General features: G+C 55.3%; 12 protein-coding genes and 1 pseudogene. 5 read left to right on the forward strand and 8 right to left on the reverse strand.

Annotation, left to right across the window (positions count from 1 at the left end):
- Window positions 1-32: 32 nt before the first annotated feature.
- Window positions 33-575: pseudogene (locus ABSH60_RS09240) on the forward strand (isochorismatase family protein); the annotation flags it as partial.
- Between the two features lie 46 nt (window positions 576-621).
- Window positions 622-1,536: a helix-turn-helix domain-containing protein gene (locus ABSH60_RS09245; RefSeq protein WP_390973682.1), complete on the forward strand. Its 915-nt coding sequence runs from the start codon at window positions 622-624 to the stop codon at window positions 1,534-1,536.
- 198 nt (window positions 1,537-1,734) lie between these two features.
- Here the strand turns inward: ABSH60_RS09245 and ABSH60_RS09250 are convergent, their stop codons facing one another.
- Both ABSH60_RS09250 and ABSH60_RS09255 read right to left on the reverse strand, forming a co-directional pair.
- Window positions 1,735-2,355 (reverse strand): hypothetical protein, encoded by a 621-nt coding sequence (locus tag ABSH60_RS09250; protein WP_390973684.1) that lies wholly within the window; start codon window positions 2,353-2,355, stop codon window positions 1,735-1,737.
- Window positions 2,356-2,445: 90 nt separating this feature from the next.
- Window positions 2,446-3,441 (reverse strand): acyltransferase family protein, encoded by a 996-nt coding sequence (locus tag ABSH60_RS09255; protein WP_390973686.1) that lies wholly within the window; start codon window positions 3,439-3,441, stop codon window positions 2,446-2,448.
- A 238-nt stretch (window positions 3,442-3,679) separates the two neighbouring features.
- On the opposite strand from ABSH60_RS09255, the gene ABSH60_RS09260 reads away from it, so the two are divergent.
- A complete protein-coding gene (locus ABSH60_RS09260; RefSeq protein WP_390973688.1) occupies window positions 3,680-4,918 on the forward strand; it encodes an MdfA family multidrug efflux MFS transporter in 1,239 nt (412 codons plus the stop codon).
- Between the two features lie 155 nt (window positions 4,919-5,073).
- Here the strand turns inward: ABSH60_RS09260 and ABSH60_RS09265 are convergent, their stop codons facing one another.
- The 6 genes from ABSH60_RS09265 to fdnG form a co-directional block, all read right to left on the reverse strand.
- A complete protein-coding gene (locus tag ABSH60_RS09265) occupies window positions 5,074-6,612 on the reverse strand; it encodes an aldehyde dehydrogenase family protein (RefSeq protein WP_122097164.1) in 1,539 nt (512 codons plus the stop codon).
- A gap of 101 nt (window positions 6,613-6,713) precedes the next feature.
- Window positions 6,714-7,355 (reverse strand): glutathione S-transferase, encoded by a 642-nt coding sequence (locus tag ABSH60_RS09270; protein ID WP_122097163.1) that lies wholly within the window; start codon window positions 7,353-7,355, stop codon window positions 6,714-6,716.
- Window positions 7,356-7,440: 85 nt separating this feature from the next.
- Window positions 7,441-8,346 (reverse strand): formate dehydrogenase accessory protein FdhE, encoded by a 906-nt coding sequence (gene fdhE, locus ABSH60_RS09275; RefSeq protein WP_136374792.1) that lies wholly within the window; start codon window positions 8,344-8,346, stop codon window positions 7,441-7,443.
- Entirely contained in the window at window positions 8,343-8,996 is a 654-nt protein-coding gene (gene fdoI, locus ABSH60_RS09280) for a formate dehydrogenase cytochrome b556 subunit (RefSeq protein WP_056775841.1), read from the reverse strand. The genes fdhE and fdoI overlap by 4 nt, the downstream gene beginning before the upstream one ends.
- On the reverse strand, window positions 8,993-9,901 hold the full coding sequence (fdxH, locus tag ABSH60_RS09285; RefSeq protein ID WP_390973691.1) for a formate dehydrogenase subunit beta: 909 nt from the start codon (window positions 9,899-9,901) through the stop codon (window positions 8,993-8,995). The genes fdoI and fdxH overlap by 4 nt, the downstream gene beginning before the upstream one ends.
- Before the next feature lie 12 nt (window positions 9,902-9,913).
- Complete coding sequence (gene fdnG / locus ABSH60_RS09290) at window positions 9,914-12,961, reverse strand: formate dehydrogenase-N subunit alpha (protein ID WP_390973695.1); 3,048 nt, start codon at window positions 12,959-12,961, stop codon at window positions 9,914-9,916.
- A gap of 145 nt (window positions 12,962-13,106) precedes the next feature.
- On the opposite strand from fdnG, the gene fdhD reads away from it, so the two are divergent.
- Together fdhD and sodA are read left to right on the forward strand one after the other, a co-directional pair.
- Window positions 13,107-13,949 carry a formate dehydrogenase accessory sulfurtransferase FdhD gene (gene fdhD, locus ABSH60_RS09295; RefSeq protein ID WP_136374795.1) on the forward strand — a complete coding sequence of 281 codons (843 nt, stop codon included), beginning with the start codon at window positions 13,107-13,109 and terminating at the stop codon, window positions 13,947-13,949.
- Window positions 13,950-14,157: 208 nt separating this feature from the next.
- Complete coding sequence (sodA, locus tag ABSH60_RS09300; protein WP_056775847.1) at window positions 14,158-14,778, forward strand: superoxide dismutase [Mn]; 621 nt, start codon at window positions 14,158-14,160, stop codon at window positions 14,776-14,778.
- Window positions 14,779-14,828 lie beyond the last annotated feature (50 nt).

Genomic DNA, 14,828 nt, shown 5'->3' on the forward strand with positions numbered 1-14,828 from the left:
CTGGCTTCACACTCATCTGATGGAGTCCGAAAATGGCACACAGCGCCCTGTTAAACATCGACGTTCAGCGTTCCTTCGAACAAAAAGATTTCTGGCAGCAGGATGATTTACCGGCTTTCAGTGCCGCCCTAACCCGCCTGATCGACGGCTGTCAGGCCCGCGACGTGCCGGTCATCGACGTCTTTCACGTCAATCCGGATGGCGTGTTTTCGCTGGATTCCGGGCTGGTAACGCCGATGTCTTTTCTTAGTCATCAGCCGCAACATGTGGTGCATAAACACGTCCACAATTCCCTGACCGAATCCGGCCTCGACGGCTGGCTGCGTGAAAACGGCATCACGCATCTGATCATCGCCGGAATGCGTACCGAACAGTGCTGTGAAACCACGGCACGCGTGGCGTCCGATCTCGGTTACTCGGTGACGTTCGTGACAGAAGCGACGCTGACCTTCCCGATGACCCACGCCAGCGGCGTCACGCTGAGCGCACAGGAGATCAAACTGCGAACCGAACTGGTGCTCGATGACCGCTTTGCCACTATCACCGACGTAGCCGGTGCGCTGGCGGAACTCGACCGCGCTGTGTGAAGATAGCGTTTTCCCCTGCACACGGATCAACACTATGCAGCGACATGTCTACTTTGTGACGCTCCCCGGCGTGATGGCGTTAGATCTCGCCGGCCCGGCGGAAGCGCTACGGCTGGCCGGGCAATTTACGCTGCATTACATCGGGCCACAGCCGGAAGTCGTGATGTCGACCGGTCTGACGGTCAGCCATTTACAGCCGCTGCCGGAAAGTCTGCCCGGGGGCAGTATTTTGATCATGCCGGGGGTGGCGGAATCCGCCGAAAACTTCGCCTCACCGGTCGCGCAAACAGCCTGCGACTGGCTGCATCAGCAGAAAAGCGCGATTGAAGCGGGAAATTTAACGCTGGTGTGCATCTGCTCAGGCAGCCTGCTGGCCGGAAAAGCCGGGCTGCTCGACGGCTATCAGTGCACCACGCACCACGACGTGATCGAGCGCTTACGCCAGCAGGTGCCTGCTGCCCAGGTGAAAGATAACCGGATATTTGTTGAGGACCGTTTCGTGCTGACCAGTGCGGGCATCAGCGCCGGTATCGATCTGGCGCTGCATCTTATCGCCACACATTCCGGGCCGCAGGCCGCGCTGGATGTCGCCCGCGAAATGGTGGTCTATTTCCGCCGCGCCGGCGATGATCCGCAGCTTTCCCCGTGGCTGCGTTACCGCAATCACCTGCACCCTGCCGTGCACCGCGCGCAAAACCTGATGGCCGCCGAACCGGAATCCCCCTGGCAGGTGGAAGACGTCGCCGCCAGAGCGCACATCAGTAGCCGCCATCTCACCCGTTTGTTCCGCCAGCATCTGGGCATCAGCGTGCGCGACTACCACGAACAACTGCGCATCGCCGTCGCCCAACAACGCCTGCAACAAGGCGCGGGTATCGAAAAAGCCGCCCTCGCTGCCGGGTTTTCATCTGCAAGGCAATTGAGGCGGGCGCAGGAACGGTGGGGGTGACATAAGGCTGATTGCAAGCTGAGCAATAAGTGAGTAAAATTTTACCCACTGACGGTTTGTGGGACTGAATAGCCGGGCTAAACAGTACGTCAGTGTCTGCCTGTAAAGGCCGCTGGCCGTGCCGCGACAGGATGAAAATCTAAAGACCTCCGCCTGAAGCTGTTAAAAACAAAAAAGCGACCCTGAGTCGCTTTTTTGCTATCTGCGCCTTGTCGGCAGTTTCAATCCTTTCATTCTGGCATCAAAAATATGCCAGAAACTGAATCGCCCGTTTACCCCAACCGGCCCGGCCCATTTCTCTCTCGGATAACCTGTGATCACTTTTAACCGTATATCATTCTCAGGATGATTATTTTTTGTTATATCAAAAAACAAACAATAATCCACACCCATATAATGTTCTTCGAGGTAATAAAAAGTTTCATGATGCTGATGCGGCGCGCTGCCCAATATTGCGTTATCGCCGATCAGTTTATTAATAAGTTCGGGTAAGCGGTAGGAATAAGAATACCTTTCCCGGCAGAAATATCGCCGGTGCTTACCAGGGCTGTGCGGATATATCCAGAGTTCTGACTCAGCCTGATGCGCCGTAAAGCAATGATCAGTATAAACAATATAGACCCGCAACTGACGGACAGGATAATCATGACTGGCAGGCCTTACCGCGATAATCGTTGAAGCACGCAGATGCTCCAGCGTATAAACCTCACCGTTTATTTCAAAAGGCAGCCAGGATGTCATTATGTTTTGCCCGAATAAATGAAAATAAAGAGTATCCGTAAAAATAGGGCAAAGATAATGAAATAGATTAATCGTCATGAGGTGCATTCTTATCATAATAAAAATGCACGCAGTAATTAATAATATAACGCACGATTATTCGCATCGATAATAAATATTCTTTCTCATTCAGCTCACCCAGTTCCGTCTGTCTATTTTCCCCAGCCCCATCGCCAGTAATAAACCGCCGCCCAGGCCGCAGATAAACAGGTACGCGATATTCAGCAGCGGATAGTGTGGGAAATCGAGATGCAGGCTGCGCAGGCCAATGATGATCAGGGCATGAAAGCCGTAAATGGCCAGTGAATGGCGGGAGATCAGCGCAAATCCCGGCAGGATGCGGTGAGTCAGCGCATTTTTGAAAATGATAAATAGCGAGATGGCGGAGATAAAGACCAGCGGGCCGCTGTAGACGTAAAACGTGTCGGCGAAGTTCTGGTTAATCTGCATTTGCCGGTAAGTGCCCGTCGCAACCGCCAGCGTACTGAGAATGAACATGCCGCTGGCCGCCAGCGTGACCGGCGTTTTATCGGTATGCAGCTGGCTGAGGGCGCGCCCCATCAGGGCATAGAGCACGTAATAGAAAGTATCGCCGCTGATGTACAAATCCAGCGGCAGGAGGTGGATTTTCTGCCACGTGATGGCCGGAAGTTGCGGGTTCGCCAGAACGCCGAGCAGAAGCCCGGCGATCAGCAGATATTTTCCGGAGACGGCTTTAACGTTAATCAGCGGGGAAAGCAGGTAAATTACGATGATCGCGTAGAAAAACCAAAGATGATAAAACACCGGTTTTTCGAGGATCAGTCGCAGAGACGGCCAAAATCCGATTTTTGTCATCGTGAGAATATAAATCAGCGAGACGGCGCTGTAGAACAGCAGGCATAACGTGACGCGCAGAAAATGCCGTTTTTGCGCGCTCTTTTCGCCAAAAAACAATGCGCCGGAAATCATGAAAAACAGCGGCACACAGACACGCGAAGCCGAATTGAGCAGGTTAGCCAACGTCCATTCCGCGGTATGCACCGCAGCGAAATTGACCACCAGTGACGTGCTGGCGTGAACCATCACCACCATCATGCAGGCGAGCGCGCGCAGATTATCTATCCAGCTTATTTTTTCGCTCATTACCTGCAAATTCCTTCCTGTTGATGTGTTGTTTGCAGCCTAGCCAGCTTTGAGAGGGCTAACAAGGCAAAAGTATCATTCTCAGATTGTGCTGAACGTGAATCCGGTGATTGCGTTACGCTCAAATAATCGGCAAAATAGCCGGTATTACTGCCTCGCTTGCGAAACCCGCCCGGACAGTCTCTTATTTTCTGCTAATTTTCAACCGATTAGCCTTACGTCTGTGAAATAACTAAAAATGCATAATTCTCCAAATACTGCGTCCCTTCTGGGTCGGCAGGCGCTTTTGTTCCCTCTTTGTCTGGTGCTTTTTGAGTTCGCCACTTATATCGGCAACGATATGATCCAACCCGGCATGCTGGCCGTGGTGGCGAATTTCAATGCAGGAGAAGAGTGGGTGCCGACCTCCATGACGGCTTATCTGGCGGGCGGCATGTTCCTGCAATGGCTGCTCGGGCCGCTGTCCGACCGCCGCGGGCGTCGTCCGGTGATGCTCACTGGCGTCATCTTCTTCATCATCACCTGTCTGGCTATTTTGTTTGTACAAAACATTGAGCAGTTTATGGTGATGCGTTTCCTGCAGGGCATTAGCCTGTGCTTTATCGGGGCCGTGGGTTACGCCGCGATACAGGAATCCTTCGAGGAATCGGTGTGTATTAAAATCACCGCCATGATGGCGAACGTCGCGCTGATTGCGCCGTTGCTCGGGCCGCTGGCCGGTGCGGCACTGATCCACGTCGCCCCCTGGCAGTCGATGTTTGTGATTTTCGCCGCACTCGCGGCCATCGCGCTGTGGGGGTTGTGGAAATCGATGCCTGAAACAGCGTCCCGCCTCGGCGAACCTTTCTCCATGCCAAGTCTGCTGCGCGATTATAAACACGTGCTGAAGAACCGTCAGTTCGTGTGTGGCGCGCTGGCGATTGGTTTTGCCAGCCTGCCGCTGCTGACGTGGATTGCGCAGTCGCCGGTGATTTTGATCAGCGGTGAAGGTCTTTCGACCTACGATTACGGTCTGCTGCAGGTGCCGATTTTCGGCGCGCTGATCGTCGGTAACGTTACACTGGCGCGCCTGAGCGGTAAGCGCACGGTGGATTATTTGATCAAACTGGGCGCAGGGCCGATGGTGATTGGCCTGATGATTGCAGCCGCGGCGACACTGTTTTCCGCGCATGCGTACCTGTGGATGACCGCCGGTCTGAGCCTGTACGCGTTCGGGATTGGCGTGGCGAATGCCGGTTTGTACCGTCTGACGCTGTTTTCCAGCGACATGAGCAAAGGCACAGTGTCTGCCGCGATGGGCGTCATCAGCATGATGATTTTCACGGTCGGGATTGAGCTGGCGAAAGTGGCTTACGTCGAAGGCGGTGCGGGGATGTTTAACCTGTTCAACCTGATAAGCGGCCTCGCCTGGCTGGCGCTGGTGGTGGTTTTCCTGCGCAGCCGTCAGGTAGTGCTGCCGACGAACAGCGTAGTGTGATGTAAAAAATGCCAACAACGCCGGTGCCGGGGCGTTATTGGCGCAGGGAGTGTGGACACGGACTGCACGGAAGAACCGGAGCGTACACTAGGTACGTGAGGATTCTGAGTACAGTCCGGGTTCAAAATACCAGGGCAAAATAGCCCCGTTAAAACTTAGAAAAGTCCCATCGGTTTACTCGAATAACTCACCAGCAGGCATTTGGTTTGCTGGTAGTGATCCAGCATCATTTTGTGAGTTTCCCGCCCGAGACCGGACTGTTTGTAACCGCCGAACGCCGCATGCGCCGGATAGGCGTGATAGCAGTTGGTCCAGACGCGGCCCGCCTGAATGTTGCGCCCCATGTGGTACGCCACGTTGCCATCGCGGCTCCAGACGCCCGCCCCTAATCCATACGCTGTATCGTTGGCGATTTGCAGCGCCTCATCCATATCTTTAAACGTCGTCACCGCCAGCACCGGTCCGAAGATTTCTTCCTGGAAAACACGCATATTGTTTTTACCCAGCAAAATGGTCGGTTGCAGGTAATAACCCTCGTTCAGCGAGCCTTCGAGTTTTTTCTTCGCGCCGCCGGTCAGCACTTCCGCGCCCTCTTTTTTACCGATTTCGATGTAATCCAGAATGGTTTTCATCTGCCCGGCAGACACCTGCGCGCCCATCTGCGTTTCCATGTCTAACGGATTACCGGTTTTAATGGCTTCGACGCGTTTAATGGCGCGTTCCATAAAGCGTTCATAAATGGATTCCTGCACCAGCGCGCGGCTCGGGCAGGTACAGACTTCGCCCTGATTGAAGGCAAACAGCGCGAAGCCTTCCAGCGCTTTATCGAAGAATTCGTCTTCTTTGTCCATCACATCCGCAAAGAAGATATTCGGGGATTTACCGCCCAGTTCCAGCGTTGCTGGGATCAGGTTTTGCGCCGCGTATCCGGCAATTTGCTGGCCGACTTCGGTCGAACCGGTAAAGGCCACTTTGGCGATGCGTTTGGACGTCGCCAGATATTCACCGATTTCGCCGCCCGCGCCGTTAACCACGTTGATGACGCCCGCAGGCAGAATGTCCTGCACCATTTCCATCAGCAGCAAGACGGAAAGCGGCGTCAGTTTGGCCGGTTTGAGCACGATGCAGTTCCCTGCCGCCAGCGCCGGCGCCATTTTCCAGCAGGCCATCAGCAGCGGGAAGTTCCACGGGATAATTTGCGCCACCACGCCCAGCGGTTCGTGGAAATGATAGGCGACGGTGTCGCTGTCGATTTCGCTGATACCGCCTTCCTGCGCACGCACGCAGGAGGCGAAATAGCGGAAGTGGTCGATGGCTAACGGCACGTCTGCGCCGCTGGTTTCGCGGATCGGTTTACCGTTATCCCAAGTTTCGGCGTTTGCCAGCAGTTCGAGGTTTTGTTCCATACGATCGGCGACTTTGAGCAGCAGGTTTGCCCGTTGCTGTACCGGCATTTTGCCCCAGTCGTCTTTGGCTTTGTGGGCGGCGTCCAACGCCAGATCGACGTCGTCAGTGCTGGAACTGGCGACTTTGCACAGCACTTCGCCGGTCACCGGCGTCAGGTTGTCGTAATACTCATTTTTTACCGGCGCGACCCATTCACCGCCAATGAAGTTGTCGTATTGTTTTTTGAGTTTGAGCGGGAAACCGTATTCTTCCGGTTTGACGGCATGAGGATTTTTATCATAAGCCATGATGGAACTCCTTTATGCAGCAGGTAATAGCAGAGCGCTGCGTAAAGTTTAGGCAGTGGTTGGTTAACCCGCGGGATGTAAAGAGAACTCTTCGAGCGGCCTCACACCTTTTTTGCGATAAAGCTGGCGTTACCGCTTCCGGGTGGCGTCGTGCGCGCAAAACTCTCACGCTGAAACAGGCGCTCGACCAGTTTTATCAGCTCAGGACGCTCAACGCACCAGCCGGGCGCGATACGGCGAAAATTGATGTAGCCCAGAGAACAGGCTACCGCGATATCGGCGACGTTCAGGCTTTCCGAGTTGAGCAGTGTGCGTTTTTCGGCGAGTTTTTCCAGCGCATCCAGCCCGCGCAGCAGCTTTTCCCGCTGACGCAACACCCAGGCTTCGTTACGTTTATCGGCATCGCGACGGCCTTCCAGCACTAACGCCACGGCGGCGTCGGTCACGCCATCGGCCAGCGCTTCAATTTGCTTCACCCGCAGAGCTTCCAGCGGCTGCCACGGCAACAGCGTGGGCGCAACGTTCATCAGCTCAATAAACTGCGCAATGATCGGGGAATCATAAAAAATTTCACCCTCGTCGGTGACCAGCGCGGGGACTTTTCCAAGGGGATTAAACTGGGTGATTTTGCAGCCCGGTTCGTGGGGCGTGTCGTTAATGAAATCAAACGGGATGCCTTTTTCCAGCAACATCACCGAGATTTTACGTACATACGGGCTGGTGTAACTGCCGATCAACTTCATCAGACCCTCCTCGATTTCGCCGGAACCTTATTTAAAGCTAGCAGCCGTGCCGGGGTTTACCAGTCACGGCGGCCAGTTTTACAGGTTATTGTGCGGGAAACAGGAACGGGTTAATGCCGCTGCCGGAAAAACCTTTGTCTTCCATGCGGTCGTCGAGCAACAGCGTGGCGAGGTCATCTGCCACGGCGTCTGCCTGCGGATCTTTATCCTGATAAATCAGTTTCAGATAGGCGCCGCAGTCATCGCAGGCTTCGGCTTTTACCGTTGCCTGTTCATCGTCGATGGACCACAGGTTGAGATGTTGCATCTCGTCACAGTTGCTGCATTTTGCCCGCACCACATGCCATTCGCTTTCGCACAGATTGCAGTGCAGATAGCGCAGACCGCTGGCCGTGATCACCGCAGACACAGGAATGCTGCCGCAAACCGGGCAGAACTGACGGTTCTCGCCGTAATCCGCACGCCCGACGCCACGCAATTGTGCCGCCATCTGCGCCCAGTACAGGGATAACGCGGCCCAGATAAAGGGGGCGTGATCGGCCGGAACGTGTTTGAAATCCTGGCAAAGCAGTTCTGTCGCCATCATTTCACGCTGAAGGTTCGGGGACTGCTCAAGGCTTTCCAGCACCGCGCGTACCGGCTCAGAAGCGTCCGGCTTCAGGACAGCAATCAGCGCGTCCAGCAGCATCAGCCAGTGCGGCGTACGCGGAAACAGGCTGCAATCGAGCGGCGGTTTACCGGCGGCTTTTTGCAATTCGTCACTCAGACTGATGTCGAGCGGGAACGTCTCAAGCACCTGCTGCTGCGCATCGCAAATTGACGCCGCAAAGTTCAGATACCCGTCGAGCGGGCTGTCTTCTGCCAGTTTTTTCAGACGACCGGCGCGGTTCTGGTAGAGCGTTTTCAGGTTAGCGAACAGTACCGGCGGGATGTCCCCCGCCGTTTTTTTACCGTCAGCCAGCAAGTCCTGTGCAACTATCTGGATGCTCATCCGGCTTTCCTCTCGTCTTGTTCTTTTTTCTGCTCTTCATCGCGCACCTGACGGTACCAGCGCGGATGGTGATACTTCGCCCATGACACCGGCACTTTGCCGCCGGTCATCGCCGAAATCGACCCTTTCGCCCATGTCGCGGCGTAAACGTGCATGATGATCACCAGAATCAGCCCGATACCGGCCACGGAATGCACCAGCAGCGCCAGACGGATCAGCGGTATCGGGAAATAATCCGCAAACCACGGACGCCAGATGATCACGCCGCTGGCCATCAGCAGTACCAGACAACCGATCGCCGCCCAGAACACGCATTTCTGGCCGAAGTTATAGCGACCGGTGTCGCCAACTTCATGGTTGGTCAGCACTTTATCGATATTTTTCGCCCACACGAGGTCGTCTTTTTCCGGCAAATTGTGCTTCCAGTAACGGAAGAACATGCCGAGGAAAGAGACGAACATCACCACGCCGAAAAACGGATGGAGAATGCGCGCCAGTTGCGGGGTGCCGTACACGTTCATCAGCCAGTTAAACGACGGGAAAAAGAAGCCGATACCGCTGAGCGCCAGCGTCACAAAACAGAACGCCACGATCCAGTGATTGAGGCGTTCCACCAGGTTATAGCGCTGGATTAACTTCTCTTTTTTCATGGCCGTTTCTCCTCATCGTCATGTTTATCCTCTTCGGCGTGCTCTTCCTCTTTGACGTAATTCGGTCCCACGCCGAGGAAGTGGAAGGCCGCTGCCGCAAAGGTCACCGCGAAGCCGACCGCCGCCAGCGGTTTCCAGACTCCTTTCCACAAAGTGACTGCGGCGCTTATCGCCGGATCTTTCGGCAGGCCGTGATACAGCTGGGGATTGTCGGCGTGATGCAGCACGTACATCACGTGCGTGCCGCCGACGCCCTGCGGATCGTACAAACCGGCATGCTCAAATCCGCGGCCTTTCAGCTCGCTGACGCGTTCTGCGGCTAAATCCTGCATCGCGGTTTTGGTGCCGAAATGGATCGCGCCGGTCGGGCAGGTTTTCACACAGGCCGGTTCCTGGCCGACACTCACACGGTCAACGCACAGCGTGCATTTGTAGGCACGGTTGTCCTGTTTGTTGATGCGCGGAATGTTGAACGGGCAACCGGCGATGCAGTAACCACAGCCGATGCAATGTTCAGACTGAAAATCGACGATGCCGTTGGCGTACTGCAAAATCGCGCCTTCCGCCGGGCAGGCTTTCAGACAGCCCGGATCGGCGCAGTGCATGCAGCCATCTTTGCGGATCAGCCATTCCAGCTTGCCGTTTTGTTCCACTTCCGAGAAACGCATCACCGTCCAGGATTTCGCGCTGAGATCCATCGGGTTGTCGTACACGCCGGTATTAATCCCGACGTCATCGCGCAGGTCGTTCCATTCGGAACAGGCGACCTGACAGCCTTTACAGCCGATGCAGGTGGTGACGTCGATGAGTTTCGCCACTTCCTGCTGATGATCGCGGGCACGCGGCGCTGGCGTGAACCTGTTGGTTGCGGACTTACGAAGTATGTCCTGAGATTGCATTGCCATAATTCGCCTCCGTTAGACCTTTTCCACGTTAACCAGGAACGCCTTGAACTCCGGCGTTTGCGAGTTAGCGTCACCGACTGACGGCGTCAGCGTGTTGGCTAAATAGCCCTTACGCGTCGCGCCTTCAAAACCCCAGTGGCACGGAATGCCAATGGTATCGACGTGCTTGCCGTCGATGGTCAGAGGCCGGATGCGTTTGGTCACCACGGCTTTCGCCACAATGAATCCGCGCTTCGAGGAAACTTTCACCTCGTCGCCCTGCGCAATGCCTTTCGAGGCGGCCAGACCTTCGCCGATCTCGATAAACTGCTCAGGCTGCGCGATGGCATTCAGCAACGCGTGTTTGGTCCAGTGGCGGAACAGTTCGGTGATCGAATAGGTGGTCGCCACATACGGGAAATCTTTGGCGGTGCCCATATTCGGCAGATCGCTGGCAAAAATACGCGCCACCGGATTCGAAATCACCGAAGGATGCAGCGGGTTAGTGCCAATCGGCGATTCGATCGGTTCGTAATGCTCAGGGAACGGGCCGTCAGCCATTTTGTCGGTGGCGAATAACCGCCCGACGCCTTCCTGTTGCATGATGAACGGTCCGACGCCGGAACCCGGCGCAGCGGCGCTGTAATCCGGCACGTCAAAACCAATCCACTTCGTGCCATCCCAGCGGATGATTTCGCGTTTTGGATCCCACGGCTGCCCCTGCGGGTCGGCGGAGGCGCGGTTATACAGAATGCGGCGGTTGAGCGGCCAGCACCACGCCCAGCCGGACGTACAGCCCAGGCCGGAAGGATCGGCGTTATCGCGGCGCGCCATCTGGTTACCGGCTTCGGTCCAGCTGCCGGCGTAAATCCAGCAGAAACTGGCGGTGCTGCCGTCGTTTTTCAGATGCGCAAAGGTCGAAATCTGCTGGCCTTTTTTCGCCAGCACATTGCCCTGATCGTCATGGATATCGGCCAGCGCTTTGCCGTTGGCTTCGCGGGCAATTTCTTCCGGCAGCGGGTCGAGCGGATCCTGATAATCCCACGCCATATTCATCACCGGCAGCGGATTGGCACCGCCTTCCTGCCGGTACAGCTCGCGCAGTTTCATGAACAGGCGCGCGATAATTTTACCGTCGTGCAGCGCTTCACCCGGCGGCTCAGACGCCTGGAAGTGCCATTGCAGCCAGCGGCCGGAGTTGACGATCGAGCCGTTTTCTTCGGCGAAACAGGAAGACGGCAGGCGGAACACTTCGGTCTGAATATCGGCGGTCTGCACGTCGTTCATTGCGCCGTGGTTTTGCCAGAAGTTGGAGGATTCCGTCACCAGCGGGTCGATCACCACCATGTATTTCAGTTTTGAAAGCGCACGCGAGGATTTGTTTTTGTCCGGGAACGCGGCCAGCGGGTTGAAGCCCTGCACGATATAACCGTTCAGTTTGCCTTGCGTCATCAGCTCGGCTTGCTGCATCACGTCGTAGCTTTTGTCCCATTTCGGCAGCCAGTCAAAGCCCCAGTCGTTCTCTGCCGTGGCGTGATCGCCCCAGAAGCTTTTCATCATACTGACGAAGAAGTTCGGCGTGTTTTTCCAGAAATTGACCTGTCCGTCCACCAGCGGCGCTGGCGTGATCTGTTGCAGGTAATCGGTGAAATTGGTCTGTTTTTCTGACGGCAGAGGCATATAGCCCGGCAGGTTCAGCGACAGCAAACCGAGGTCGGTGTAGCCCTGAATATTGGAGTGACCGCGCAGCGCATTGACGCCGCCGCCCGGCATACCAATGTTGCCGAGCAGCAGCTGGATCATCGCCGCACAACGGATGATTTGCGCGCCGCCGGTGTGGTGCGTCCAGCCCAGTGCATACAGAATGGTCGAGGTTTTATCGCGCGCGCAGGTTTCCGCCAGAATGGAACTGATCAGCAGGAAATCTTCTTTCGAGGTGCCGCACAGACGCTCTACCAGTTCCGGCGTGTAGCGGGAAACGTGCTCTTTCAGCAGATTCCAGACACAGCGCGGGTCCTGCAGGGTTTTGTCTTGTTTCGCGAAGCCTTTCTCATCGAGCTGATAATGCCAGCTTTCTTTGTTGTAGGATTTTTTCGCCGCATCAAATCCACTGAACAGCCCGTCGTTAAATTCATAGTCTTCACGCACCAGCAGGCTGGCGTTGGTGTATTCACGGACGTATTCAGTCTGAATTTTATTGTGCGTGATCAGGTAGTTGATCATACCCAGCAGGAACGCGGTGTCAGACCCGGCGCGGATCGGCGCATAGATATCAGCCACGGCGGCGCTGCGGTTGAAACGCGGATCGACGACGATGACTTTGGCGTTATTTTTGGTTTTTGCCTCAATCACCCATTTGAACCCGACCGGGTGCGCTTCTGCGGCGTTTCCGCCCATAATCAGAATGACGTTGGCGTTTTTGATATCGACCCAGTTGTTGGTCATCGCGCCGCGACCAAATGACGGCGCTAACGCTGCAACGGTCGGGCCGTGGCACAGACGCGCCTGGCAGTCGATCGCCACCATGCCCAGCGCACGGGTGAATTTCTGATCCAGCAGGCCGGTTTCGTTACTGGCCGCAGACGAACAGAGCATGCCGGTGGTCAGCCAGCGGTTAACCGTGACGTTATTGTCATTTTTCTCGACGAAGTTGGCGTCGCGGTCATCTTTCATCAGGCGGGCGATACGGGAAATCGCCTCATCCCATGAGATGCGCTGCCATTTATCAGAACCGGGCGCGCGATATTCCGGATATCTGAGACGGCCTTCGCTGTGGATGTAATCCAGCACGCCTGCGCCTTTCGGGCACAAGGAGCCACGACTGACCGGATGATCGGCGTCACCCTCTACGTGGAAGATATTTTCAGTGACGTTTTTCGCGCCGTCGCCCTGGCTGTAAATCAGCATCCCGCAACCGACTGAACAGTACGTACAGTTGTTGCGGGTTTCACGCGAGCGAAGCAGTTTATATTGGCGGGTTTCCGCCAGCGCGATTGTCGGGGCAAACCCCAATAATGCCGCTGTTGTGCCGGCCATACCGCCCGCACATATTTTGAATAATTGTCTTCTGCTGACTTGCATGAAAGACTCCTTCCCATCATTTGTTAACACATTGCTTTTCAAATTGCCGCTTTCCGCCGCAGTGGCGTAAGCGGTAAAATCAAGGCCTAAAGTCCTGACAGTTTGTACGGCTTATGTAGCCGGAATGTTTATAAGGTTATTACTAATGGATGTCCATCAAGTAAACGAACTGGGCAAAAAAGATGATAAAAAAGTGACTCAGATCATCGGAGCGAGCCAAAAAACGGTGATGCAGCGCGCACATCTTGATGAGCCCAAAGATGACTGGATTGCTCAGGAAGTGCCCGTTGCACTGGTCTATAACGGCATCTCGCACGTGGTGATGATGGCCTCGCCAAAAGATCTGGAAGCCTTTGCGCTGGGCTTTTCGCTGTCAGAAGGGATCATTGAATCCCCCGGTGACATTTTCGGGATGGAAGTGACACCCACCTGTAACGGGATTGAAGTGAATATCGAGTTATCGAGCCGCCGTTTCGCCGGGCTGAAAGAGCGCCGCCGCGCCATGGCGGGACGCACCGGCTGCGGCGTTTGCGGCATTGAACAACTGGGTGACCTGTTCCGCCCGCTCGCGCCGCTGCCGTTTACCCAGACCTTTGCGCTGGCGAATCTGGATAACGCGCTGAATCAGCTGAAATCCGTGCAGGAAATCGGCCAGCTGACCGGCTGTACCCACGCTGCCGCGTGGATAACCTCGCAGGGCGAATTACTGGGTGGCTGTGAAGACGTGGGCCGTCACGTGGCGCTGGATAAAATGCTGGGTATGCGCGCAAAACAGAATGACTGGACATCCGGCGCGGCGCTGGTTTCCAGCCGCGCCAGCTATGAAATGGTGCAGAAAGCCGCGATGTGCGGCATTGAAATTCTGTTCGCCGTCTCCGCCGCCACCACACTCGCGGTCGAAGTCGCCGAAAAATGTCACCTGACGCTGGTCGGTTTCAGCAAACCGGGCCGGGCGACGGTGTATACGCATCCGCAAAGACTGCGTTAACGCTTTAAGCTTCACGTGCCTTTAGACAATTTAGGATTGTTTGCGGTTATCTGGTTCTAAGCCCCGTATAACAGGCGCTTACGAGTACCCGTACAAAGGGTGGAGCATAGATAATCATTTTCAATATCATTTAATTAACTATAATGATCCGACTGATTACGCGGTGCTCACAATGACGGTGCCGCCCTACACTATGGAGACGATGAACATGAGTTATTCACTGCCATCACTGCCTTACGCATACGACGCACTCGAGCCGCATTTCGATAAAGAGACGATGGAAATCCATCACTCTAAACACCACCAGGCTTACGTGAACAACGCGAACGCTGCACTGGAAAGCCTGCCAGAACTGGCAAAACTTTCTGTTGAAGAGCTGATCGCAAACCTGGACAAAGTCCCTGCGGATAAGAAAGTTGCACTGCGTAACAACGCAGGTGGCCACGCTAACCACAGCCTGTTCTGGAAAGGCCTGAAAACCGGCACCACCCTGCAGGGCGAACTGAAATCGGCTATCGAACGCGATTTCGGCAGCGTTGACGCTTTCAAAGAAACGTTTGAAAAAGCAGCAACCACTCGTTTCGGCTCCGGCTGGGCGTGGCTGGTTCTGAAAGACGGCAAACTGGCCGTTGTTTCTACTGCTAACCAGGACAGCCCGCTGATGGGCGAAGCCGTTTCCGGCGCATCCGGTTACCCGCTGCTGGGTCTGGACGTTTGGGAACACGCTTACTACCTGAAATATCAGAACAAACGCCCTGACTACATCAAAGCTTTCTGGGATGTGGTGAACTGGGACGAAGCTGCAAAACGTCTGGCTGAAGCGAAGTAATTTCGCCCTGCCGCCCTTAACGGGCACGATGTTTTCGCCAATGGCGGGTC

The sequence above is a fragment of the Rahnella sp. R3(2024) genome (genome assembly GCF_042920125.1).
Taxonomy (GTDB): domain Bacteria; phylum Pseudomonadota; class Gammaproteobacteria; order Enterobacterales; family Enterobacteriaceae; genus Rahnella; species Rahnella rivi.